A 22979-nucleotide genomic window follows, 5' to 3' on the forward strand; every position below is an offset into this window, starting at 1 on the left:
CTGATTAAGGACAAAGCCATGCTGGACTGGAAAAACCGCGAGGCCAAAGCCGAGCCCCGCGAGCGTGTCGACGGCCGTGGCGCCGCCGCCCGTAGCTACCTTGGCGGCCTCTGGAGCCGTGCCCTGGGGACCCTGATCGGGTTGTACCTGCTGGTGTGTATCGGCCTGGGCTGGTACTGGAGCCAGGAGCCGGAGCTGTTCCCGGTGCAGCAGAACGCCCAGGCCGCAGCCGAGCGTACCGGCCAGCAGATGGTGGTGGGCTACACCACTATCGAAACCCTCAAGACAGTGGCCGGCACCTTGCTGAACAAGCCCGGTGGCTACATTTCCAACGACCGCTTCCCGCCAGGGCTGTGGATGGACAACATGCCGAGCTGGGAATATGGCGTGCTGGTCCAGGTGCGCGACCTGTCCCGTGCCCTGCGCAAGGACTTCGCCCGTTCGCAGTCGCAGTCGACCGAAGACGCCGACCTGGCCAAGGCCGAGCCGCGTTTCAACTTCGACAACAAGAGCTGGATCCTGCCATCGAGCGAGTCGGAGTTCGAAGAGGGCATCAAGTCGCTGACCCGCTACCAGACCCGTCTGGCTGCCGGCGACAAGGGCGCGATCTTCTACACCCGTGCCGACAACCTGAACAACTGGCTGGGTGATGTGGCCACCCGCCTGGGCTCGCTGTCGCAGCGCCTGTCGGCCAGCGTTGGCCGGGTCAAGCTCAATACCACGCTGAAGACCGAGTCGCTGGTCGCCGGCCAGGCGCCGCAGGTGGACGAGGAGCTGGTAGAAACCCCATGGCTGCAGATCGACAACGTGTTCTACGAAGCCCGTGGCCAGGCCTGGGCGCTGTCGCACCTGCTGCGCGCCATCGAGGTGGACTTTGCCGACGTGCTGGCGAAGAAGAACGCCACGGTCAGCGTGCGTCAGATCATCCGTGAGCTGGAAGCCTCGCAGGAAGCCCTGTGGAGCCCGATGGTGCTCAACGGCAGCGGCTTCGGCATGTGGGCCAACCACTCGCTGGTCATGGCCAACTACATTTCCCGGGCCAACGCGGCGGTCATCGACCTGCGTCAGCTGCTGTCGCAGGGTTGATGATGGCGATCAGCCCGAACGAGGCCGCCCACCGGGCGGCTTCCGACCGAGAACTGGTCACCTGGGTGGACGAAGCCGACCAGGTGCTGGGGGCCTTGCCCCGCGCCGAACTGCGCGAGCGCGGCCTGATCGGGCGTTGCACGTTCATTCTGCTGTTCAACAGTGCCGGTGAGCTGTGCGTGCACCGGCGCACCCTGAGCAAGGCGCTGTACCCGGGGTACTGGGATGTGGCGGCAGGCGGAATGGTGACGGCCGGGGAGGCGTATGCCGATTCGGCGGCGCGGGAGCTGGCCGAGGAGCTGGGGATCGACGGTGTGGAGCTGCGTTTTCATGAGCGGTTCTACTTTGACCAGCCGGATAACCACTTGTGGTGTGCGGTGTATTCGGCGGTGTCGGATGCGCCGTTGCGGTTACAGCCGGAAGAGGTGATCGAGGCACGCTTCATTGGCCTGGAGCAGGCTGAGCAAGAAAGCCTGACCAAGCCGTATTGCCCGGACTCGTTGGCGGCGTTGCAGCGCTATAAAGCCAGCCTGGGATAGTTGTCTTGGCAGTGCCGGCCCTTTCGCGGGCACGCCCGCTCCCACAGGGACAGTGCAGTGTTCTAGAGCGGCGCCGTACCTGTGGGAGCGGGCGTGCCCGCGAATAGTCGCAAAACATTCGCAAAATGCCGCATTCCAGTACTTAGCAACAGCCGGATTTATCGTTACACTGCGCGCCCTTTTCGGGCTGCCGCAGGTCTTGCGGCAGTAGCGCCGCCCCTGCCAGAGTGGGGCTTCGCGGTCGGGCTCAACCCCCTGGGGCCGACCAGTTTTTGTCCTCAGCACAGAGGAACAAAAGTGGCCAAGAAAGCTTCTTCCTTCGCCGCCCTTGGCGGTCTCGTTTACTCCACCGACACCGGTCGGCACTGCCCCGACTGTAGCCAGCCGGTGGATGCCTGTACCTGCAAGCAGCAGGTCATCCCCGAAGGCGATGGCATTGCCCGTGTGCGCCGCGAAAGCAAGGGCCGCGGCGGCAAGACCGTGACCACCGTCACCGGCGTGCCGCTGCCGCTCGATCAGCTCAAGGAGCTGGCCTCTACCCTCAAGCGCCGCTGCGGTACCGGTGGCGCTCTGAAGGATGGGGTCATCGAAATCCAGGGCGACCATGTCGAACTGCTGATCGGTGAGCTGACCAAGCAGGGCTTCAAGGCGAAAAAGTCCGGCGGCTGATGCGGCCACGCGATTTTTTGCCCAGTGCTTTCTAAACTCGTTGCCGTGACCAGGGTCTACCCCAGGGCACGGACGAATCGTCATTTTTGGCTTTTACACTGCGCCCGCCTCCTTGCGGGGCAGTGTCTTCGACTTATCTATAGGGGACTTGAATGTCCGTACGACGCACACGCAAAGACGATGGTAGCCAATGGACCGTGGCCGACAGCCGCAGTGTTTATGGTATCCGCCATTGGGGCGCTGGTTATTTCGCCATCAATGAGGCCGGGCGCGTCGAAGTACGCCCCAACGGCCCCAAAAGCGCACCGATCGACCTGTTCGAACAGGTCGACGAATTGCGCCAGAGCGGCCTGTCGCTGCCATTGCTGGTGCGCTTCCCCGACATTCTGCAGGACCGCGTACGCCAGCTGACCGGCGCCTTCGATGCCAACATCGCGCGCCTGGAATACCAGAGCAAGTACACCGCGCTGTACCCGATCAAGGTCAACCAGCAGGAAGCGGTGGTGGAAAACATCATCGCCACGCAGAACGTCTCCATTGGCCTGGAAGCCGGCTCCAAGCCCGAGCTGCTGGCAGTGCTGGCGTTGGCGCCGAAGGGCGGCACCATCGTCTGCAACGGCTACAAGGACCGCGAGTTCATCCGCCTGGCGCTGATGGGCCAGAAGCTCGGCCACAACGTGTTCATCGTCATCGAGAAAGAGTCGGAAGTGGCCTTGGTGATCGATGAGGCTGCCGAGCTCAAGGTCAAGCCGCAGGTCGGCCTGCGCGTGCGCCTGTCGTCGCTGGCCTCGAGCAAGTGGGCCGACACCGGTGGCGAGAAGTCCAAGTTCGGCTTGTCCGCCGCCCAGCTGATCTCGGTGGTGCAGCGCTTCCGCGATGCCGGCCTGGACCAGGGTATCCGCCTGCTGCACTTCCACATGGGTTCGCAGATCGCCAACCTGGCCGACTACCAGCACGGCTTCAAGGAAGCCATCCGTTACTACGGTGAGCTGCGTGCGCTGGGCCTGCCAGTCGACCATATCGACGTTGGCGGTGGTTTGGGCGTGGACTACGACGGTACCCACTCGCGCAATGCCAGCTCGATCAACTACGACATGGACGACTACGCCGGCGTGGTGGTGGGCATGCTCAAGGAGTTCTGTGACGCGCAGGGCTTGCCGCACCCGCACATCTTCTCCGAGAGCGGCCGTTCGCTGACCGCGCACCACGCCATGCTGGTGATCCAGGTGACCGACGTCGAGAAGCACAACGACGACGTGCCGACCATCGAGAACAAGGAAGCCCTGCCCGAGACGGTGCAGTGGCTGGTCGACCTGCTCGGCCCGACCGACATCGAGATGGTGACCGAGACCTACTGGCGCGCCACCCACTACATGGGTGACGTGGCTGCGCAGTATGCCGATGGCAAGATCAGCCTGGCCGAGAAGGCCCTGGCCGAGCAGTGCTACTTTGCCGTGTGCCGCCGCCTGCACAACTCGCTGAAAGCCCGCCAGCGCTCGCACCGCCAGGTGCTGGACGAGCTGAACGACAAGCTGGCCGACAAGTACATCTGCAACTTCTCGGTGTTCCAGAGCCTGCCGGACACCTGGGCCATCGGCCAGGTACTGCCGATCATCCCGCTGCACCGCCTGGACGAAGAGCCGATGCGCCGTGCCGTGCTGCAGGACCTGACCTGCGACTCCGACGGCAAGATCAACCAGTACGTCGACGAGCAGAGTATCGAGACCAGCATGCCGGTGCATGCGGTGAAGGAGGGCGAGGACTACCTTCTGGGTGTGTTCCTGGTCGGTGCCTACCAGGAAATCCTCGGTGACATGCACAACCTGTTCGGTGACACCGACTCGGTGAACATCTACCAGAACGCCGACGGTAGCGTGTACCACGCCGGTATCGAGACCCACGACACCATCGAAGACATGCTGCGCTATGTGCACCTGTCGCCGGAGGAGTTGATGACGCACTACCGTGACAAGGTGGCCAGCGCCAAGATCACTGCGCGGGAGCGGACCCAGTTCCTGGATGCGTTGCGCCTTGGTCTGACCCGGTCTTCGTACCTGTCGTCGTGATCCTCGGGGGCCGCTTTGCGGCCCATCGCGACACAAGGCCGCTCCTACAGGGGACCGCGAAACCACATGGAATTGCGGTATCACGGGAAATCGCGAAACCACATGTTGCGGTATCGCGGAAAATCGCGAAACCACATTGGGGCGCGAGCTGTTGTAGGAGCGGCCTTGTGTCGCGATCTGAGGGCGCAGCCCTCACCGCGTCATACTCGGTAATGATCCACCGGCGGTGCCTTTGATCGCCACGCCTATCCTGTGAATGCAATGTTCAAAGGAAGTCGACATGGATCGTCACGGCAACCATCGCTTGCGCCAAGGGCGCTTTTCAGAGCCAGGCCGGCTCTATCTGCTAACCACCATCACACGCCATCGCCTCCCCTTATTCGAGAACCTCTGGTTTGCGCGTTCGGCCATTCAGCAATTGCGGCTGAGTGATCGAGAGGGGAGTTGCCGTTCGCTAGCCTGGGTCTTGATGCCGGACCATTTGCATTGGCTTATCGAGCTCGGCCCGACCAGCCTGGGTAAACTCATGTGTGCCTTCAAGTCGCGAAGCAGTTGCGCGCTCTACCGTACAGGTGCCGAGCGACATCACATCTGGCAACCCGGCTTTTACGACCGGGCGCTGCGCAAGGAGGAGGATGTAAAGGCCGCTGCCCGCTACATCATCGCCAATCCCATTCGGGCTGGCCTGGTGCGGCGGGCTGGTGATTATCCACATTGGGATTGTGTGTGGCTGTGAATCCGCAGGTGATCGCGATACCAGGCCGTCTCCATGTAGGAGCGGCTTTGCGTCGCGATGGGCCGCAAAGCGGCCCCGGCATTACTGAATCCACTCACCTTTTTCCTGCAACCGCCACCCCACCCACCCCAACGTCACCGCCCGCAACCCCATGAACCCGAGAAACGCCAACCACAACCCATGGTTGCCAAACCCACCCATGAGCACTCCCAAGGGCAGCGCAATCAGCACCGACAGCAACATCGCATTGCGCATCTCCCGCGCCCGGGTCGCACCAATGAACAGCCCATCCAGCAAGTAACTCCACACCGCAATCAACGGCAGCAATGCCAGGTACGGCAGGTACGGATAGGCCGCTTCCCGCACACTCTCGATGTCGGTCTGCAAATCGATGAACACGTGCCCTCCCAGCAGGAATAACCCGGCAAACCCCAGGCTGGTGATCAGCGACCAGCCACAGGCCACCACCAGCGAGCGGCGCAATTTGTCGCGGTCGCGGGCGCCAATGGCATGGCCGCACAGGGCCTCCACCGCATGCGCCAACCCGTCGAGCGCATAGGCAGTCAGCAGCAGGCCGTTGAGCAGCAGGGCATTGGCCGCCACGGTAGCTTCGCCCAGGCGAGCGCCCTGCACGGTTATCAGCAGGAACACCAGTTGCAGCGCCAGGCTGCGCAGGAAGATGTCGCGGTTCACCGCCAGCAGCGGCCGCCAGGCCTGCCAGCGCTTGAGCGCCGCCCACACGATCTGCCCCGGGTAGGCGCGCAGGGCCGGGCGGGTCAGGGCCAGGCCGAGCAGGGCGGCGCTCCACTCGGCAATCACCGATGCCCGCGCCGAACCCAGCACGCCCCAGCCCAGGCCAAGCACGAACCACAGGTTCAAGGCGATGTTCAGCAGGTTGGTGGTCAGCAGGATGGCCAGCGGCGCCCGCGCGTTCTGGGTGCCGAGGAACCAGCCGACCAGGGCGTAGCTGGCCAGTGCCGCGGGCAGGCCGAGCAGGCGGGTATGGAAGAAGTCTTCGGTGGCTTGCTGCAGGGCCGCACTAGGTTGCATCGCCTGCAGCGCCAGCTGGCTGAAGGGCAGAGCCAGCAGGCCGATCAGCAGGGCGAAGCCGACCGCCAGCAGCAGCCCTTGTACCAGCACCTGGCGCAGCGCTGCACCGTCGCCACGGCCGGCGGCCTGGGCGGCGAAGCCGGTGGAGCCCATGCGCAGGAAGCCCATCAGGCCGACCATGAAGGTGAACAGCGTGGCGCCCACGGCTACGGCACCCAACTGGTGGGCGTGGGGGAGGTGGCCGATGACCGTGCTGTCGACCAGGGCTACCAGCGGCACGGAGATGTTGGACAGGATCATCGGCGCGGCCAGGGCCCAGACCTTGTGGTGGGTGGGGCGGTGCTGCCAGTCGGTGGTCAGTGAGGTCATCGGGTGTCCTGGGGAATCCTGGGGCTGCTGCGCAGCCCTTTCGCGACACAAGGCCGCTCCTACAGGAACCGCAAGGCCTTCCAGGTTGCCGCGGTCCCTGTAGGAGCGGCCTTGTGTCGCGAAAGGGGCGCAAAGCGCCCCCGCTTTTCTAAATTGCCAGCAGTGTACCGGCCATGCAGCCAATTCGCGCGACCATAGTTGCGCTATAGTTGCTGCCCTCACGTACACGCTGCCTAAGAGTTCTACTCCATGTTCAACAAAGGATTGTTGCTGGCCTGCGCGCTGGCTTTGCTCAGTGCCTGTGACTCTTCGACGCCGGACAAGCCGGCGCCATCCGAAAAGCCGGCGGCCACAGCGCCCGCCGCCACCCCGGCACCCCAACGCGAAGACCCGGCCGTACTCGCCAAACGCTACGAGGGCCGCGAGCTGACGGTGCTGGATGTTTCCGAAGTGCAGCTCGATGGCGCCGCGACGCTGTCGATCAGCTTCTCCGCGCCGCTGGATGCCAAGCAGGACTTCGCCAGCAAAGTGCACCTGGTCGACACCGTCAAAGGCAAGCTCGACGGCGCCTGGGAACTCTCCGACAACCAGATGGAGCTGCGCCTGCGCCACCTGGAGCCGCAGCGCAAGCTGGTGCTGACCGTCGACAAGGGCCTGCTGGCGGTCAATGGCAAGCAACTGGACAGCGAGTCGATCAGCCGCCTGGAAACCCGCGACATGCAGCCGACCATCGGCTTCGCCAGCCGCGGTTCGCTGCTGCCCACGCGCCTGGCCGAGGGCCTGCCGGTGATCGCCCTCAACGTCGACAAGGTCGATGTCGAGTTCTTCCGCGTGAAGCCGGACATGCTCTCGACCTTCCTGGTCAACTGGGGGCGCAACAGCAGCCTGTACTACTACCAGTCCAAGGAAACCCTGGACATGGCCGAGCTGGTCTACAGCGGCCGCTTCGACCTCAACCCCGCACGCAACACCCGCGAGACCGTGCTGCTGCCGATCGCCGGCATCAAGCCGCTGCAGGAGCCAGGCGTGTACCTGGCGGTGATGCGAGCCTCGGGCACCTACGACTACTCGCAACCAGCGACCCTGTTCACCCTCAGCGACATCGGTGTGTCCGCGCATCGCTACCGCGACCGCCTCGATGTGTTCGCCCAGGCCCTGGAAGGTGGCAAGGCGATGAACGGCGTCAACCTGGAAATCCATGACGACAAGGGCAAGCTGCTGGCCCAGGCCAGCACCGATAGCGATGGCCACGCCCAGCTGCCGATCACGCCCAAGGCCGACACCCTGATCGCCACCCAGGGTGTGCACACCACCCTGCTGCGCTTGAGCAGCGCGGCGCTGGACCTGGCCGAGTTCGACATCACCGGCCCGCAGGCCAACCCGCTGCAGTTCTTCATCTTCGGCCCGCGTGACCTGTATCGCCCCGGTGAAACGGTGTTGCTCAACGGCCTGCTGCGCGACCAGGACGGCAAGCCGGTCAAGGCGCAGCCAGTGAGCGTGGAAGTGCGTCGCCCGGATGAGCAGGTCAGCCGCAAGTTCGTCTGGGAAGCCGACGGCAATGGCCTGTACCAGTACCAGCTGCAGCTGGCCAGCGAGGCCCCGACCGGCCGCTGGCAACTGCTGCTCGACCTGGGCGGCGGGCGCAAGCAGGTGTATGAATTCCTCGTCGAAGACTTCCTGCCCGAGCGCCTGGCGCTGGAACTCAAGGGCAGCAGCAAACCGTTGTCTCCGGATCAGGATGCGCGCATCCAGGTCAATGGCCGTTACCTCTACGGCGCCCCGGCTGCCGGCAACCGCCTGAGCGGCCAGGCCTATGTTCGCCCGCTGCGCGAGGCGGTACCGGCGCTGCCTGGCTACCAGTTCGGCTCGGTCACCGAAACCGAGCTGAACCAGGACCTGGAGCTGGACGAAGTCACCCTCGACCAGGCCGGCAAGGCCGTGGTCGATATCGAAAGCCGCTGGGCCGAAGCCCGCTCGCCGCTGCAACTGACCGTGCAGGCCAGCCTGCAGGAGTCCGGTGGCCGGCCGATCACCCGGCGCCTGGAACAACCCATCTGGCCGGCCGAGCGCCTGCCAGGCCTGCGTGGCCTGTTCGACGGCGAGGAGACCGACAGTGACGGGCCGGTGGAGTTCGAGTTCCTGGTGGCCGACCGCAACGGCAAGAAGCTGGCGGCCAACGACCTCAAGGTGCGGCTGGTACGCGAGCGCCGCGACTACTACTGGAACTACTCGCAGAGCGATGGCTGGAGCTACGCCTACAACGAGAAATTCCTGACCCAGAGCGAAGAGACCGTCAGCGTCAAGGCCGGCTCCACCGCCAAGCTGAGCTTCCAGGTGGAATGGGGCCCCTACCGTGTCGAGGTGGAGGATCCGGAGACGGGCCTGGTGTCCAGCGCGCGCTTCTGGGCCGGCTACCGCGCCCAGGACAACGCCGAAGGCGGCGCGGTGCGACCGGACCAGGTCAAGCTGGCACTGGACAAACCGGCCTACGCCGACGGCGCTACCGCCAAGGTCACCGTCACCCCACCCGCAGCCGGCAGTGGCTACCTGATGATCGAGTCCAGCGATGGCCCGTTGTGGTGGCAGGAGATCGACGTGCCCGCCGAGGGCAAGACGTTCGATGTGCAGCTGGACAAGCAGTGGGCCCGCCACGACCTGTACATCAGCGCGCTGGTGATTCGCCCGGGTGAGCGCAAGGCCAATGCCACGCCGAAACGCGCGGTGGGCGTGCTGCACCTGCCGCTGAACCGCGCCGAGCGCAAGCTGGCGGTGAGCCTGCAGGCGCCGGAGAAAATGCGCCCGAAACAGCCGCTGACCGTGAAGGTCAAGGCTGCAAATGCCGATGGCAGCGTGCCTGAACAGGTGCATGTGCTGTTGTCGGCGGTGGACGTGGGCATTCTCAACATCACCGACTTCAAGACCCCCGACCCGTTCGCCAGCCTGTTCGGGCGCAAGGCTTACGGTGCTGACCAGCTGGATATCTACGGCCAGTTGATCGAAGCCGGCCAGGGTCGCCTGGCCAGCCTGGCATTTGGTGGTGACGCGGCGATGGCCAAGGGTGGCAAGCGCCCCAACACCACGGTGACCATCGTCGCCCAGCAGAGCCTGCCGGTGACCCTGGACGACAAGGGCGAGGGCCAGGCCACGGTCGATATCCCCGACTTCAATGGCGAACTGCGACTGATGGCCCAGGCCTGGACCGAGGAACAGTTCGGCATGGCCGAAGGCAAGACCGTGGTCGCCGCGCCGCTGATCGCCGAGCTCTCGGCACCGCGGTTCCTGGCCGGTGGCGACCGCACCAGCCTGGCGCTGGACCTGGCCAACCTGTCGGGCCGTGCCCAGCAGCTGAACGTTGAAATCAGCACCGAAGGGCAGCTGAGCCTGGCGGCCAACGCCGTGCAGAACGTTGCCCTGGCTGAAGGCCAGCGCTCGACGCTGATGATCCCGGTACAGGCCCAGGGTGGCCTGGGGCAGGGCAAGGTGCATGTGCGGGTCACTGGCCTGCAACTGCCGAACGAGCCGACCGGCGCGTTCGAACGCGAGTGGACGCTGGGCGTGCGCCCGGCCTACCCGGCGATGCTCAAGCACTACCGCGTGGCCTTGAAGGACCAGCCATGGACTCTGCCTGAAGCAGACCTGGCCGCCTTCGAACCCGCCGGGCTTGAAGCCAGCCTGGCCTTGTCGAGCCGGCCACCGCTGAACCTGGCCGAGCAGATCCGTGCCCTCGAAGCCTACCCCTACGGTTGCCTGGAGCAGACCACCAGCGGCCTGTACCCGTCGCTGTATGCCGATGCCGACAGCCTCAAGCGCCTGGGTATCAAGGGCGAGCCTGCCGATGTGCGCAAGCGCAAGATCGAGATGGGTATCGAGCACCTGCTGGGCATGCAGCGCTACAACGGCAGCTTCGGCCTGTGGAGCTCGGACAGCGAAGAAGAATACTGGCTGACCGCCTATGTCACCGACTTCCTGCTGCGCGCCCGTGACCAAGGCTATGGTGTGCCGGCCGAAGCGCTGAAGAAGGCCAGCGAGCGCCTGCTGCGCTACCTGCAGGAGCGCAACCTGATCGAAGTCGACTACAGCGAGAACGCCGAACACACCCGCTTCGCTGTGCAGGCCTATGCGGCATTGGTGCTGTCGCGCAGCCAGCAGGCGCCGCTGGGTGCCCTGCGTGGCCTGTTCGAACGCCGCGCCGACGCCCGCTCTGGCCTGCCACTGGTGCAACTGGCGGTGGCGCTGGACAAGATGGGCGACAAGCCGCGTGCCGAGCAGGCCCTGCAGGCAGGGCTGGGCATCAGTCGCGGTAAAGGCTGGATGGCCGACTATGGTAGCGCCCTGCGCGACCAGGCATTGATCCTGGCGCTGCTGCAGGAAAGCAACCTGGCCAGCCGCCAGGTCGACCAGCGCCTGTTCGCCCTGTCGGATGAACTGGCGGCCAACCGCTGGCTGTCGACCCAGGAGCGCAATGCGCTGTTCCTGGCCGGCCGAGGCCTGCTGGGCAAGCCGGAAGGCCAGTGGCAGGCGCGCCTGGACAGCGCGGGCGAAGTGCGCGAGTTCAACAATGCCGAGGCCGGCATGAAGCTCGAAGGCCCGTTGCTGGCTTCGCCATTGAGTGTGCAGAACCAAGGCAGCGAAACGCTGTACCAGCAACTGACCTTGTCGGGTTACCCACGCCAGGCGCCTGCGGCCGGTGGCAACGGCATGCAGATCCGCCGTGAGTACCTGGGCATGAATGGCCAGCCGTTGGACCTGCACAACCTGCGCAGCGGCGACCTGGTGCTGGTGCACCTGGCGCTCAAGGCTGAAGACCGGGTGCCGGATGCGCTGGTGGTGGACTTGCTGCCGGCAGGCCTGGAGCTGGAAAACCAGAACCTGGCGCAGAGTGCCGCCAGCCTGGACAACGCCAGCAGTGCGGTGAAGGAATGGCGCGAGTCGATGCAGAACGCCAGCGTGGTGCACCAGGAGTATCGCGATGACCGTTACGTCGCTGCGCTCAAGCTGGACAGCTACGGCACCACCCACCTGCTGTACCTGGCTCGGGCAGTGACCCCGGGCACCTACCGCGTGCCGCCGCCGCAGGTCGAATCGATGTACCGGCCAAACCTGCAGGCCGTGGGGGATGGGCAAGGGGAGATGACCGTAAAAGCCCGCTAAGGCGACGCGGTCTGTTGTAGGAGCGGCCTTGTGTCGCGATTGGGCCGCAAAGCGGCCCCAAAGCCTGAGCACGCGGAGCAAAAGGTCGACCGCGTCGCCAGCTTTTGCGGCCGCTGCGCGCCCGATCGCGACACAAGGCCGCTCCTACAGGAACGGTGCCGTACTTAGTGAATCACCCAGCTCATCACCCACAACCCCAACAGCAGCCAGATGATCCCGAGGATGATCGAGGCGCGCATGAACGCGCGGATTGCCGAGTACAGCAGCACCAGCCCGATGATCAGGGCGAGGATGCTGAGCAGCGAGGTCTCCATGCCCAAGGTGCGCGCCAGGCCATCGATGAAATTGCCACCGGCACTGGCCAGCAGGTTGAACAGCCCGCTCAATGCGTCGACGATGAAGCGGATCAACGACCCCAGCGCCTGGCCCAGCCACTCGAAAAAACCTTCTACATGCATAGTTGCTTCCTGATGAACGAATCGGCGATGTTGCCGTTCCCAAGCCTTTGGCCATCACCTGGCCAGGTCGGTTCCCGATGCCAAGCTTAACGCGGCCGCGTACCCGTGCGGGCAGGCTGTTGCGCGCCACGGTGATCGGCATGCTGGTGCTGTTCGGCCTGTTGTGGCTGGCCGACCGCCTCTGGCCGCTGCCCATGCCCGGCGACGACCTGGCCCGCGTGGTGCTGGCCGAGGACGGCACGCCGTTGTGGCGCTTTGCCGATGCCGATGGCGTTTGGCGCTACCCGGTCAGCCCCGACGAGGTTTCGCCGCTGTATCTGCAGGCGCTGCTGACCTACGAGGACCGCTGGTTCTACAGCCACCCCGGGGTCAACCCGTTGGCCCTGGCCCGCGCTGCCTGGCTGAACCTGCGTGGCGGGCGTGTGGTGTCGGGCGGTAGCACGCTGTCGATGCAGGTCGCGCGCCTGCTCGACCCGCATGAACGCACCCTGGCCGGCAAACTGCGCCAGCTGTGGCGCACGGCGCAGCTGGAGTGGCATTTGTCCAAGCGCGAAATCCTGCAGATCTACCTGGACCGCGCGCCTTTCGGCGGCACCCTGCAGGGCGTGGCGGCCGCCAGCTGGGCATACCTGGGCAAGTCACCCATGCACCTGACCCCGGCCGAAGCGGCGCTGCTGGCCGTGCTGCCCCAGGCGCCCAGCCGCCTGCGCCCGGACCGCCACCCTGAGCGTGCCCAGCGCGCCCGGGACAAGGTGCTGCAACGCCTGGCCGAATACCAGGTGTGGCCGGCCCAGCAAATCCGTGAGGCTGCCGAAGAACCGCTGCTGCTGGCGCCACGTCAGGAACCGGCCCTGGCGCCGCTGCTGGCCCGGCGCCTGAACAGCACCGACAGCCCGCCGCTGATCCGCACCACGCTCGACGCCGCACTGCAGCGGCGCCTCGAAGACCTGCTGCTGGGCTGGCGCGCACGGCTGCCGGAGCGCACCTCCGCCGCCATCCTGGTGGTCGATGCGCAAACCATGGCGGTGCGCGCCTACCTGGGCTCCATCGACCTGGCCGACGAGCGCCGCTTTGGGCATGTCGACATGGTGCGTTCGTTGCGCTCGCCGGGCTCCACCCTCAAGCCGTTTCTCTACGGCATGGCGCTGGATGATGGCCTGATCCATTCCGAGTCGTTGCTGCAGGATGTGCCGCGACGCTATGGCGACTATCGCCCCGGCAACTTCTCCATGGGCTTCAGCGGGCCGGTGTCGGCCAGTTCGGCGCTGGCGCTGTCGCTCAACCTGCCGGCGGTGCAGCTGCTGGAGGCCTACGGCCCGAAACGCTTTGCCGCGCAACTGCGCATGGCGGGCATGCCGCTGATACTGCCGCCCCTGGCCGAGCCCAACCTGTCGTTGATCCTGGGTGGCGCGGGCAGCCGCCTGGAGGACCTGGTGGGTGGCTACGCGGCTTTGGCGCGGGGTGGCAACAGTGCGCGGGTGCGCCTGCAACCGCAGGATCCGTTGCTGGAACGGCGCCTGCTGTCACCAGGGGCTGCGTGGATCATCCGGCGCATCCTCAGCGGCCAGGCGCGCCCCGACCGCGACCCGCATGCCGAGCTGGTGCAACGCCCGCAGCTGGCCTGGAAAACCGGCACCAGCTACGGCTTTCGCGATGCCTGGTCGATCGGCGTGGGCCCGCGCTACCTGATCGGCGTATGGATCGGCCGCCCCGACGGCACACCGGTACCCGGCCAATTCGGGCTTGCTTCGGCGGCGCCGCTGATGCTGCAGGTGCATGACCTGCTGAGCAACCGTGACAGCCAGCGTGGCATCGGCGTGCCGGTGGAGCGGGTGCCTGCCAATGTTGGCGTGGCGGCGATCTGTTGGCCGCTGGGCCAGCCGATGAACAAACAGGATCGCAACTGCCGGCGTCAGCGTTTCGCCTGGACCCTGGACGGCACTACGCCGCCAACCCTGCAGGCCGCCGACCAGCCACTCGGCCTGGGCCTGCGCGAAAGCGTATGGGTCAACGACCAGGGGCTGCGCGTCGATGGCAGTTGCCCGGGCGCCAAGGCCCGCGACATCGCCCTATGGCCCGCCCCGCTGGAGCCTTGGCTGCCACGTGTGGAGCGGCGTGCGGCGCGCTTGCCGACCATCGACCCGGCCTGCCCCCCGCAGGTGCCGGCCAGCGCGCCACCGCTTTCGATCGTGGGCGTGCGCCCGGGAGACAACCTGCGCCGCCCGGCCACCAGCAGCGAACCGTTGCAACTGTATGTGTCGGCGCTGGGCGGCGGCGGGCGGCGCTGGTGGTTCCTCAACGGCCAGCCATTGGGCGAAACCCAGGGCCAGGACAGCCTGCTGGTGCGCTTCCAACAGGTAGGCCAGGCGGAAATCAGCGCGCTGGATGAAAGCGGCGAGACGGCGCGCGTGGCGTTCCAGGTCAGCGAGTAGCCGTTCGACGAGGGCCGAGGCAGCACCTACGCTTGCAGGTAACGGGTGTGACCGGCTGGCGCCCCTGATGCCTGTCAGTCAAGCAATTTGGGGCCGCTTTGCGGCCCTTCGCGGGCACGCCCGCTCCCACAGGTTTGGTGCTGGGTTCAGGAAAGCGCGATCTCGGTGGGAGCGGGCGCGCCCGCGAAGGGCTGCAACGCAGCCCCAGGGAACATGGAGCGCCCTATGCGTCCTCTGGCCGTGCCCCTGTTGTTGCTGCCTTGGGCGCTTGCGGCCCATGCCGAACCTTTGCCGGGTTTTCTCGACAGCCATGAGTACGAACGTCGCCTGCCCGGCGCCAACCTGCCAATAGACGCCTACCGCCCGGTCAGCGCTCACCTGCAGCTGGCCGGGGCGGATGGCGACAGCCCCGCGTGGGCGCCTGCGGATACCCCGCTGGTGCTGCATAAAGTGCGCTTCGAAGGCGGCACGGTGTTCCCCTTGAGCGACCTGCGCGAACACTACCAACCGCTGATCGGGCACCAGACCACGTTGGGCGAGCTGCAGCAGTACACCGCGCGCCTGACCCAGCGCTATCGGCAGGAAGGCTACCTGTTGTCGTACGCCTACCTGCCGCCGCAGGAGGTGGCCGATGGCCGGGTCAATGTGGTGCTGGTCGAAGGCTATATCCGTGATTACCGCGTGGACGGCGATATTGGCCCGGCCAGCGCCTATCTGCACCAGCTGCTGGAGCGGCTTGCCACCGAGCGCCCGCTGACCCGGGAAACGCTGGAGCGCTACCTGGGCCTGGCCGAGCGCCTGCCGGGGGTGACGGTAGAGCCGCAGCTGGCTGTGGCGCAAACCGCTGATGGTGCTGCGCGGTTGACCGTGCATGCGCAGCGCAAGCCTTTCAGCGCTGCTGTTACCGTTGCTGATGGCAACCGCGACGATGCGCAGGCGCTGCTGACGGCAACCAGCCACGCCCAGACTCGCTTTGCCGAACAGATCGAGGCCAGCCTGTTACTGCCGCCGGGGGATGACCAGGTGCATTACCAGCGCCTGGCCTACAGCCAGTACCTGGACGCGGGCGGCAGCCAGCTGCTGCTGTCGGCTTCGCGCTACCGCAGCGAGCCCGGCACGCGGATTCGTCTGAACGATGGCCGTGACATCACCCGCAAGCGCGACAGCGATCGCTATGCGATCGGCCTGCGCCAGCCGGTGATCGTCAGGCCGGATGAATGGATGGTGGTGCAAGGGCAGGTGTATTCGGTCAGTGAGCACTTCGAGGACCGGGTGGATGGGTTGCCATCGGCACGGGACTACGACACCTACGTGCGTGCGCTGTCATTCGAGGGCGACTGGCGCAAGGTGGAAGAGGGCCGTTTGCGTATCGTCAGCGCCGGGGTCTATCAGGGCCTGGATTACCTGGGGGCGCGCAGCGATGCCGATTACGATCTGGATTTTCTGCGGTTTCGGCTTTCCGGTTTGCAGAGCGACACGTTGCTCGGTAACTGGCAGGGGGTGGTTTCCGGGGCGTTGTACTGGAGTGATGACCGCTTGCCCGACAGCGAGCGTGCGGGGTTTGGCGGGCAGAGTTTCGGCCGTGGCTACCCGCGCGACCAGGCGGACGGGGACAAGGGCTGGGGTGTGGCTTACGAGGTGAATTACAGCATGCACGCCAACTGGCTGGCGTTGGTGCAGCCCTATGCGGTGGTGGATACGGCGCAGGCCTGGCATAACCGGGGGCCTGTGGAAGATGCCCACCTGGCTTCGGCGGCGCTTGGTGTGCGGTTGGGCGATGGGCGCTTGTTCAATGTGGCGCTGGAGCTGGCCAAGCCTTTGGCGGATGTGGCATTGGACAGCCTGGACCGCGGGCCTCGGCTGACTTTGACGCTTGGCGTTCAAATGTAAGGGCGCGCGCTGCGCCCCAATCGCGACACAAGGCCGCTCCCACAAGTCCACCGCCATCCTGAAGGTTGTGAAGTCCCTGTAGGAGCGGCCTTGTGTCGCGATTGGGCTGCGAAGCAGCCCCCGGGAATCAATTACTCAATGGGTAGTAAACCGCTGATGCACCGGCGACGAGCTGGGTGTCAGTGCCAGGGCCAGCTGGGTGCGGTTGTGCATGTGGGTCAGGCGCAGCACCTGCGACACATACAGCTTCACGGTGTTCTCGGTAATGCCCAGCTCACAGGCGATCTGGTAGTTGGTCTTGCCCTTGCTCACCAGGCGGGCCACCTCCAGTTGGCGCGGCGACAGCTTCTCGAACGCCGCTGGCAGCTCGCTTTCACCTTCTTCCACATCCGTGGCACGCCGATGAGTACCTTGGCCCCGGGCTTTTTCCAAATCCTGGTAAAGCTCGTCAATCGACTCGGCCAGATCCTGCAGGCGTTGATTCAATCCGCCAAGGTCGCGGAAGTTACGCTGGCGTTCCAGCAACGCCTCTTCCTGCCGACGAATGCCTTCCAGCAGTTCATCGAGGTCCACCGGCTTCTGGTAGTAATCGGCAAAGCCTTCGCGCAGCGCCCGGATCACGTCCTGTTTCTCGGCACGCCCGGTCAACATGATGGCTTCGAACATGAGCTGGCTACCGTCGATCTGCTTCAGGGCGCGCATCAGTTCGATGCCGTCCCGTTCCGGCATGTGCAGGTCACAGATGAGCAGGCCGATGGCCGGGTCTGCCATATAACGCTCGATGGCTTCGTCAGTTGAATGGGCTGGTACGCAGACATAGCCCTTGGTCTCGAGGAATTCACAAAGTTGTTCGACAATGACCGGCTGGTCATCCACTACCAAAACCTTCAGTTCAGTCACTTGTCTGGACACGATCCACTCCCTGTTCGTATGCGGCCCTGCTCCCGGGGCCAGACGCTCTGGCAGCTTAAAAGTAGTCGCACCAAGCGTATATGTACAAGATTTGTACAAGGCATCGGACCACAGGCAAGCTCATTGGATCCATACAGCTGTCAAAAGAAAGCCGGCCAGCACATAGGGGACGAACGCCTGCTTGTCACCCATTTCCTCGGTCAGGGCCTGCAAACGCTTTTTCACCTTGGGGTTGAGCAAGGTCCACAGGCGCCGGCGGGTGAGCAGCCACAGCAGCACGCTGACACCGGCGCCGATGAAGGTGCCAAGCACGTATTGCGGGCTGGTGGCCAGGGCCAGTGCGCCCATCAGCTTGACGTCATCGGCGCCGAAACGGCCGAGCATGTAACCGGGCAGCGTCAGCAGCATGACGATGGCCAGCGCCCAGCCTGCATCGCTGGCATCGGCACCGATCCAGCTGTGGCCGGTGGCGAACAGCCAGGCCAGGGCGCAGGTAGCCACGCCAAGGGTGAGCATGTTGGATATCTGGCGTTGACGCACGTCCTGTTCGGAGCACAAGGCAAGCCACAGCAGGAGAACAATGCTTTGCATTGGCAGGTCGCCCTTCCCAAATGTTGAACACATCTACCCGGTCAGTCAGGTTTCCTTAAGTGAAGATAGACGGGAACCTGCGGACGAGTGGGGCGGGAAAGGCAAAAAGGCGTGGTCGGGATGGATTTTGTCGTAGCTGGCACAGGTACTTGCCGTTGAAATACTTGCGCGACCCCTGTGGGAGCGGGCGAGCCCGCGAACACGGGCGAAGCCCGTGCCATCCACCGCGGTGCCTGCTTCGCGGGCATGCCCGCTCCCACAGGTCCGCGGCGCCCATGGAGTTTGTGTTTGAGTGTTACTTCCTGCTCCCCGGCGGGTAGTTGGCCAACACCTTGGTCACGGTGTTCTGGATCGCGCTGTTGCGTTCCTCGGGGCTTGGCGGGTAGTTGTTCATGATCTGCTCGGCACTGCCGCGCCACACCAGCTTGCTGTCACGCCCATCGAAGAGGTCGATCTGGATGGTGGCGACCTTGTAGTCGACGCTGCGGGTTTCGTTGTACATCGGCCCACCCCAATAGCCGCCCCAGTAGCCCCCCCAGCCACCGCCGTAGTTGGTGGTGATCTGTTGCTGGCGCTGCTCGACGATCAGGTACGCGCGCACTGTCAGGTCTGGCCGCGCGCCACTTTGCACCGGTCGCAGGCCGCGCTGGTCGAGTTGGTTTGCGACTGCCTGGCGAATGCGCTGCTCGGTCAGGTCGCTCTTGATTCGTGGGTCGTCCGGGCGGTACTGCAGGCCCGGTTCCTGCCATGCCCAACTGCGGTAAGCGGCAAAGTCACGGCTGGCATCGAAATCCTGCTGGACGTTATTGCTGGAGCAGGCGGCGAGCAATAACGCGAATGACAGTAGAACGAGACGGCGCAACATGATGGTTCTCCGTTGGATATCAACTGGGAGGATAGCCGTTGAGCGCCTTGTGCACAGAATCGCGCAGGGCGCTTTCGCGTTCACGCGGCGAGTCCTTGTCGCTGCCGCTTTCGGCGCTGGCACTCCATACCGGCTGGCCGCTGCGGGCGTCGTACAGGTCGATACGCACCACCATCACCTGCACCTCGTAGGTGCGCACGATGGGCACGCTGGCATAGCCACCATAGCCATGGCGGTAGCCGCCATAACCGACACCACCGTAGGGGTACGGGCCGTAGTAAGGGTCATAGGCATCGTAGTCACGTACCTGGCGCAAGCGCTTTTCCAGGCGTATGTCGGCGCTGACCAGCAAGTCGCCGGGGCCGCCCCGGGCGGGACGCAGGCCATGCTGGTCCAGCGCGCCGCTGACGGCATCGGCCAGTTGCCCCGGGTCGGTATCGACCGAGCCACTGGGCAACTGGCCGTCGCGCCAACTCCAGCTACGGTAGTGCCCGTAATCTCGGGCCGGTGTCGGGTAGGCACTGGCATCGAAGGTGCTGGCCGCCTGGGCAGGCGCCGGTGGTAACGGGCGGCTGCTGGCCACATAGGGGTTGCTGCCCTGGCAGCCAGCCAGGGCAAGCGGCAGCACGGCCAGGCACAACAGACGGTACGGCATGTATTCCTCCCGGCGGGCAGGTCAGCGGGGGCGGCAGACCCAGTGCAGGTAGCGGCCGAGCCCGGCGAAGCTGGGGTGTCGACGGTAGGCCAGTTCCATTTCCAGCAGGTCGAGCAGCTCGGCCTTGCCTTGGAATTCCTTGGGCATGTAGTCGTGGAACACCCGCACGCCACTTTCGCTTTCAACCTGCCACATAGGATCAAGTTGCGCCCTGAGTTCGCGTGGATCAAGCGGTTTTTGCGGGGTCAGGCTCTGCTTTTCACCTTCCAGCCGGTTGCTGCGCAACTTGCGGAAATGGCCCTTGAGCAGGTTGCGATAGACCAGGGCGTCGCGGTTGTAGAAGGCCAGCGACAGCCACCCGGAAGGGGCCGTGAGCTGGTGCAGCACCGGCAGGATGCTTTCGGGCTCGGCCAGCCATTCGAGTACGGCGTGGCATAGCACCAGGTCGTAGGGTTCGGTCAGCTGGCCGAGCAGGTCTTGCCAGGGGGCCTGGATGAAGGTGGCCGGTTGGCCGGCTTCGGCAAAGCGCGCCCGTGCGCCGTCGAGCATCGGCGCGGCGGGTTCGGCCAGGGTCAGCTGGTGGCCGCGCTGGGCCAGCCACAAGGCCATGTGACCCAACCCGGCACCAATGTCGAGGATGCGCAGCGGGCGGTCGGGCAGTGCTTCGGCCAGGTCGGCCTGCAGCACGGCCAGGCGGATGGCGCCCTTGGCGCCGCCGTAGATCTTCTCGGCAAAGCGGGTGGCCAGCTCATCGAAATGACGGTCGTTCATCGGGCGAAGCGCCTCTCGCTGTCGGCCAGCTTGGCTCGCACCACCTGGTCCATGTCCAGGCCCAGTTCGCTGCACAGCAGCAACAGGTACAGCACCACATCGCCGATTTCCTGGCCGGCATGGGCCAGCTTGTCGGCTGGCAGCTGGCGCGATTGGTCTTCGCTCAGCCACTGGAAGATTTCCACCAGCTCGGCCATTTCGACGCTGGCGGCCATGGCCAGGTTCTTCGGGCTGTGGAAGCCACGCCAGTCGTTGTTGTCGCGGATCTGGTGCAGGCGTTGGGTGAGTTCTTGCAGGTTCATCGGGGGTCTCCTAATGCTGCATAGCTTCTGCGCAGGCCCGATGCAAAGCAAGCGTATACCGCCAAGACAGATATGGTCCCTGTAGGAGCGGCCTTGTGTCGCGATGGGGCGCGAAGCGGCCCCAAATTATCAGCTTCGCCGCTGGCATCGCCGGGGCCGCTTTGCGGCCCATCGCGACACAAGGCCGCTCCTACAGGGGGGCCCAGCGCCCGACCATATGCAGAACCCCTCCATGCCCATCCAGCCGCAGCTCTCCCGCAGCCCCCGCCTCACTGGCACCGAGCACCACCTCCGACGGTAACCGCACCGGTTTGCGGAAATCCACCTCGAAGGCATAGCCACTGTGCGGCAGGTGCCCGCGCAGTGCCGCCAGGGCCATGGCCTTGCTCCACATGCCATGGGCAATGGCCGCGGGGAAGCCGAACAGCCGCGCACTGGCTGCGCTGAGGTGGATCGGGTTGTAGTCCCCACAGACCTTGGCATAACGCCGGCCGATATCGCTGTCGGCGTACCAGCGGGTCGCCTCTGGCAACGCTTGCGGTTCGTCCTCGGCAGGCTCACCTGCCTCGCTTTCCAGCTTCAGCCCGCGCACCAGCATGCGGCTGGTCTCGCGCCAGAGCAGGCCGATGCCGTCTTCGGCTTCGGTGACCAGGTCGAAGGTGCCGCCCTTGGCATGCGCTTGCAGATTGCCTGCATGCACCGCAAAGCGCAGCCCTTCGATACCGCCCAGTGGGCGCAGCACCTCGATGCGGTTGTGCAGGTGCACCAGGCCAAGCAGCGGGAAGGGGAAGTTTGGCGCGGTCATCAACTGCAACTGCAGCGTGAACGCCATGACATGTGGATAAGTACCCGGCAGGCGGCCATCGTCGGTAAAGTGGCACAACCGTCGATAGGCGGCCAGGTTGCCCGGCTGGACGCGGATGAAGCAGCGCAGGCCGTCGTCCGGCAGCTGGTCGCCGCTGATGCTGCGCTTGCCGGCCGCGCGCAGGTACAGGCTGGCGCGCGAAGCCGGGCTGTGCAGGTCGTGCCAGTGTCGGCTCATGTTCAGGCCCCCATCAAGGCCTGGCCGCATACCCGCAGCACCTGGCCGTTGACTGCACCGGAGCCCGGCTGGCTGAGCCAGGCGATGGCTTCGGCGACATCCTGCGGGCGGCCGCCCTGGCCAAGCGAACTCAAGCGTCGCCCGGCCTCGCGCAGGCCCATGGGCATGGCGGCGGTCATGTGGGTTTCGATGAAACCGGGTGCCACGGCATTGATGCTGCCGCCGCGCTCGGCGAGCCGGGGCGCCCACGCCTGGGCCAGGCCGATCAGCCCGGCCTTGCTCGCGGCATAGTTGGCCTGCCCGCGGTTGCCGGCAATGCCGCTGACCGAGGCCAGCAGGGTGATGCGCGCGTTTTCACCCAGGGCGCCGTTGTCGTACAGCGCCTGGGTCAGCACCTGCGGTGCCTTGAGGTTGACCGCCAGCACCGCGTCCCAGTATTCCGGGGTCATGTTGGCCAGGGTCTTGTCGCGGGTGATACCGGCGTTGTGCACCACGATGTCGATGCCGTCGGGCAGGGCAGCAAGCAGTTGCGTTGCCGCGTCGCCGGCGCAGATGTCCAGGGGCAGCGCCTTGCCGCCCAGGCGCGCGGCCAGGGCGTCGAGGTCCTGGCTGGCTTGCGGCACATCCAGCAGCAGTACGTCGGCACCGTCCCGGGCCAGGGTTTCGGCAATGGCGGCACCGATGCCGCGCGCGGCACCGGTTACCAGGGCGCGGCGCCCAGCCAGCGGCCGGGTCCAGTCCTCGACCTGGCTGGCGCAGGCATGCAGGCGCAGCACCTGGCCGGAGATGAAGGCGCTTTTGGGCGAGAGGAAGAAGCGCAGGGCACCTTCCAGCTGGTCTTCCGCGCCGGGGCCGACATACAGCAACTGCGCGGTCGCACCGTTGCGCAGCTCCTTGGCCAGCGAGCGGCTGAAGCCTTCCAGGGCCCGTTGGGCAATGCTGGCCAACGGGTCGTCGAGGCTTTCTGGCGCGCGGCCCAGCACCACCACATGGGCGCACGGCGCCAGGCTGCGCAGCAGTGGCTGGAAAAATTCGCGCAACTGCTTCAACGCGTCGCTGTCGGACAGATGACTGGCATCGAATACCACGGCCTTGATCTTCGGCCCCAGGCCAGCCACCCACGCTTCGGCCTGGAGGTTGTCGGTATTGAAGCTGTAAAGCGTGTCGGTCAGGCGCGGGGCAATGGCTTCGACCTGGCTCGCCAGTGGCCCGCCACCCAGTACCAGGGCACCTTCGACCGGGCGCAGGCGGCCGGCCTGCCAGCGCTCCAGCGGCGCCGGGCGTGGCAGGCCAAGGGCATCCACAAGACGGCGGCCGAGGTTGGAGTTGGCAAAGCCGAGGTAGCGATCGCTCATGAGTGGGTCTCCCGGAAGGCAAGCTTGAAAGTGTGGACCA

At 65.5% G+C, this 22979-nt stretch carries 18 protein-coding genes; 8 read left to right on the plus strand and 10 right to left on the minus strand.

Annotated features, from left to right (window positions below):
• The first annotated feature begins 18 nt into the window (after positions 1 to 18).
• The 5 genes from C163_RS02890 (at position 19) to C163_RS02910 (ending at position 5096) form a co-directional block, all read left to right on the plus strand.
• The gene (locus tag C163_RS02890) at positions 19 to 1086 is read left to right on the plus strand and encodes a DUF2333 family protein (protein WP_013970713.1); all 1068 of its coding nucleotides are present in this window, start codon (positions 19 to 21) and stop codon (positions 1084 to 1086) included.
• A 2-nt stretch (positions 1087 to 1088) separates the two neighbouring features.
• Positions 1089 to 1625 (plus strand): NUDIX hydrolase, encoded by a 537-nt coding sequence (locus tag C163_RS02895; protein ID WP_025337566.1) that lies wholly within the window; start codon positions 1089 to 1091, stop codon positions 1623 to 1625.
• 297 nt (positions 1626 to 1922) lie between these two features.
• Entirely contained in the window at positions 1923 to 2294 is a 372-nt protein-coding gene (locus tag C163_RS02900; RefSeq protein WP_003257057.1) for a translation initiation factor Sui1, read from the plus strand.
• 152 nt (positions 2295 to 2446) lie between these two features.
• Complete coding sequence (gene speA, locus C163_RS02905; RefSeq protein ID WP_025337567.1) at positions 2447 to 4360, plus strand: arginine decarboxylase; 1914 nt, start codon at positions 2447 to 2449, stop codon at positions 4358 to 4360.
• 280 nt (positions 4361 to 4640) lie between these two features.
• Positions 4641 to 5096 (plus strand): transposase, encoded by a 456-nt coding sequence (locus C163_RS02910; RefSeq protein WP_025337568.1) that lies wholly within the window; start codon positions 4641 to 4643, stop codon positions 5094 to 5096.
• Between the two features lie 81 nt (positions 5097 to 5177).
• Here the strand turns inward: C163_RS02910 and C163_RS02915 are convergent, their stop codons facing one another.
• Complete coding sequence (locus C163_RS02915; RefSeq protein ID WP_025337569.1) at positions 5178 to 6515, minus strand: MATE family efflux transporter; 1338 nt, start codon at positions 6513 to 6515, stop codon at positions 5178 to 5180.
• Between the two features lie 249 nt (positions 6516 to 6764).
• Here C163_RS02915 and C163_RS02920 point away from each other — a divergent pair, with 249 nt between their 5' ends.
• Positions 6765 to 11666 (plus strand): alpha-2-macroglobulin, encoded by a 4902-nt coding sequence (locus tag C163_RS02920; protein WP_025337570.1) that lies wholly within the window; start codon positions 6765 to 6767, stop codon positions 11664 to 11666.
• Between the two features lie 164 nt (positions 11667 to 11830).
• Here C163_RS02920 and C163_RS02925 read toward each other — a convergent pair whose 3' ends face one another.
• Positions 11831 to 12124 (minus strand): hypothetical protein, encoded by a 294-nt coding sequence (locus C163_RS02925; protein ID WP_025337571.1) that lies wholly within the window; start codon positions 12122 to 12124, stop codon positions 11831 to 11833.
• 77 nt (positions 12125 to 12201) lie between these two features.
• Here C163_RS02925 and pbpC point away from each other — a divergent pair, with 77 nt between their 5' ends.
• Positions 12202 to 14556, plus strand: coding sequence for a peptidoglycan glycosyltransferase PbpC (pbpC, locus tag C163_RS02930; protein WP_025337572.1), 2355 nt, complete (start codon positions 12202 to 12204; stop codon positions 14554 to 14556).
• A gap of 225 nt (positions 14557 to 14781) precedes the next feature.
• The gene (locus tag C163_RS02935) at positions 14782 to 16446 is read left to right on the plus strand and encodes a ShlB/FhaC/HecB family hemolysin secretion/activation protein (protein WP_025337573.1); all 1665 of its coding nucleotides are present in this window, start codon (positions 14782 to 14784) and stop codon (positions 16444 to 16446) included.
• Positions 16447 to 16581: 135 nt separating this feature from the next.
• On the opposite strand, the gene C163_RS02940 is transcribed toward C163_RS02935, so the two are convergent.
• From C163_RS02940 to C163_RS02975, 8 genes are all read right to left on the minus strand, one after another.
• A complete protein-coding gene (locus tag C163_RS02940) occupies positions 16582 to 17358 on the minus strand; it encodes a response regulator transcription factor (RefSeq protein WP_025337574.1) in 777 nt (258 codons plus the stop codon).
• Positions 17359 to 17478: 120 nt separating this feature from the next.
• The gene (locus C163_RS02945) at positions 17479 to 17949 is read right to left on the minus strand and encodes a prepilin peptidase (protein WP_025337575.1); all 471 of its coding nucleotides are present in this window, start codon (positions 17947 to 17949) and stop codon (positions 17479 to 17481) included.
• Positions 17950 to 18244: 295 nt separating this feature from the next.
• Positions 18245 to 18814, minus strand: coding sequence for a DUF4136 domain-containing protein (locus tag C163_RS02950; RefSeq protein ID WP_025337576.1), 570 nt, complete (start codon positions 18812 to 18814; stop codon positions 18245 to 18247).
• Positions 18815 to 18833: 19 nt separating this feature from the next.
• Positions 18834 to 19469 (minus strand): DUF4136 domain-containing protein, encoded by a 636-nt coding sequence (locus tag C163_RS02955; RefSeq protein ID WP_025337577.1) that lies wholly within the window; start codon positions 19467 to 19469, stop codon positions 18834 to 18836.
• A gap of 21 nt (positions 19470 to 19490) precedes the next feature.
• Complete coding sequence (locus tag C163_RS02960; RefSeq protein WP_015268825.1) at positions 19491 to 20240, minus strand: methyltransferase domain-containing protein; 750 nt, start codon at positions 20238 to 20240, stop codon at positions 19491 to 19493.
• Positions 20237 to 20542: a MazG-like family protein gene (locus C163_RS02965; RefSeq protein ID WP_013970728.1), complete on the minus strand. Its 306-nt coding sequence runs from the start codon at positions 20540 to 20542 to the stop codon at positions 20237 to 20239. The genes C163_RS02960 and C163_RS02965 overlap by 4 nt, the downstream gene beginning before the upstream one ends.
• 190 nt (positions 20543 to 20732) lie before the next feature.
• Complete coding sequence (locus tag C163_RS02970; RefSeq protein WP_025337578.1) at positions 20733 to 21584, minus strand: MaoC/PaaZ C-terminal domain-containing protein; 852 nt, start codon at positions 21582 to 21584, stop codon at positions 20733 to 20735.
• 2 nt (positions 21585 to 21586) lie between these two features.
• The gene (locus C163_RS02975) at positions 21587 to 22939 is read right to left on the minus strand and encodes a 3-oxoacyl-ACP reductase (RefSeq protein ID WP_025337579.1); all 1353 of its coding nucleotides are present in this window, start codon (positions 22937 to 22939) and stop codon (positions 21587 to 21589) included.
• Positions 22940 to 22979 lie beyond the last annotated feature (40 nt).

It is taken from the genome of Pseudomonas sp. FGI182, assembly GCF_000511325.1.
GTDB classification, from domain to species: Bacteria; Pseudomonadota; Gammaproteobacteria; order Pseudomonadales; family Pseudomonadaceae; genus Aquipseudomonas; species Aquipseudomonas putida_Z.

Excerpts from the sequence above, each read along its gene's own strand:
- C163_RS02890 (WP_013970713.1), top strand. The coding sequence starts at position 19 with ATGCTGGACTGGAAAAACCGCGAGGCCAAAGCCGAGCCCCGCGAGCGT.
- C163_RS02895 (WP_025337566.1), top strand. The coding sequence starts at position 1,089 with ATGGCGATCAGCCCGAACGAGGCCGCCCACCGGGCGGCTTCCGACCGA.
- speA (WP_025337567.1), top strand. The coding sequence starts at position 2,447 with ATGTCCGTACGACGCACACGCAAAGACGATGGTAGCCAATGGACCGTG.
- C163_RS02910 (WP_025337568.1), top strand. The coding sequence starts at position 4,641 with ATGGATCGTCACGGCAACCATCGCTTGCGCCAAGGGCGCTTTTCAGAG.
- C163_RS02915 (WP_025337569.1), bottom strand. The coding sequence starts at position 6,515 with ATGACCTCACTGACCACCGACTGGCAGCACCGCCCCACCCACCACAAG.
- C163_RS02920 (WP_025337570.1), top strand. The coding sequence starts at position 6,765 with ATGTTCAACAAAGGATTGTTGCTGGCCTGCGCGCTGGCTTTGCTCAGT.
- C163_RS02925 (WP_025337571.1), bottom strand. The coding sequence starts at position 12,124 with ATGCATGTAGAAGGTTTTTTCGAGTGGCTGGGCCAGGCGCTGGGGTCG.
- pbpC (WP_025337572.1), top strand. The coding sequence starts at position 12,202 with ATGCCAAGCTTAACGCGGCCGCGTACCCGTGCGGGCAGGCTGTTGCGC.
- C163_RS02935 (WP_025337573.1), top strand. The coding sequence starts at position 14,782 with ATGCGTCCTCTGGCCGTGCCCCTGTTGTTGCTGCCTTGGGCGCTTGCG.
- C163_RS02945 (WP_025337575.1), bottom strand. The coding sequence starts at position 17,949 with ATGCAAAGCATTGTTCTCCTGCTGTGGCTTGCCTTGTGCTCCGAACAG.
- C163_RS02950 (WP_025337576.1), bottom strand. The coding sequence starts at position 18,814 with ATGTTGCGCCGTCTCGTTCTACTGTCATTCGCGTTATTGCTCGCCGCC.
- C163_RS02955 (WP_025337577.1), bottom strand. The coding sequence starts at position 19,469 with ATGCCGTACCGTCTGTTGTGCCTGGCCGTGCTGCCGCTTGCCCTGGCT.
- C163_RS02960 (WP_015268825.1), bottom strand. The coding sequence starts at position 20,240 with ATGAACGACCGTCATTTCGATGAGCTGGCCACCCGCTTTGCCGAGAAG.
- C163_RS02965 (WP_013970728.1), bottom strand. The coding sequence starts at position 20,542 with ATGAACCTGCAAGAACTCACCCAACGCCTGCACCAGATCCGCGACAAC.
- C163_RS02970 (WP_025337578.1), bottom strand. The coding sequence starts at position 21,584 with ATGAGCCGACACTGGCACGACCTGCACAGCCCGGCTTCGCGCGCCAGC.
- C163_RS02975 (WP_025337579.1), bottom strand. The coding sequence starts at position 22,939 with ATGAGCGATCGCTACCTCGGCTTTGCCAACTCCAACCTCGGCCGCCGT.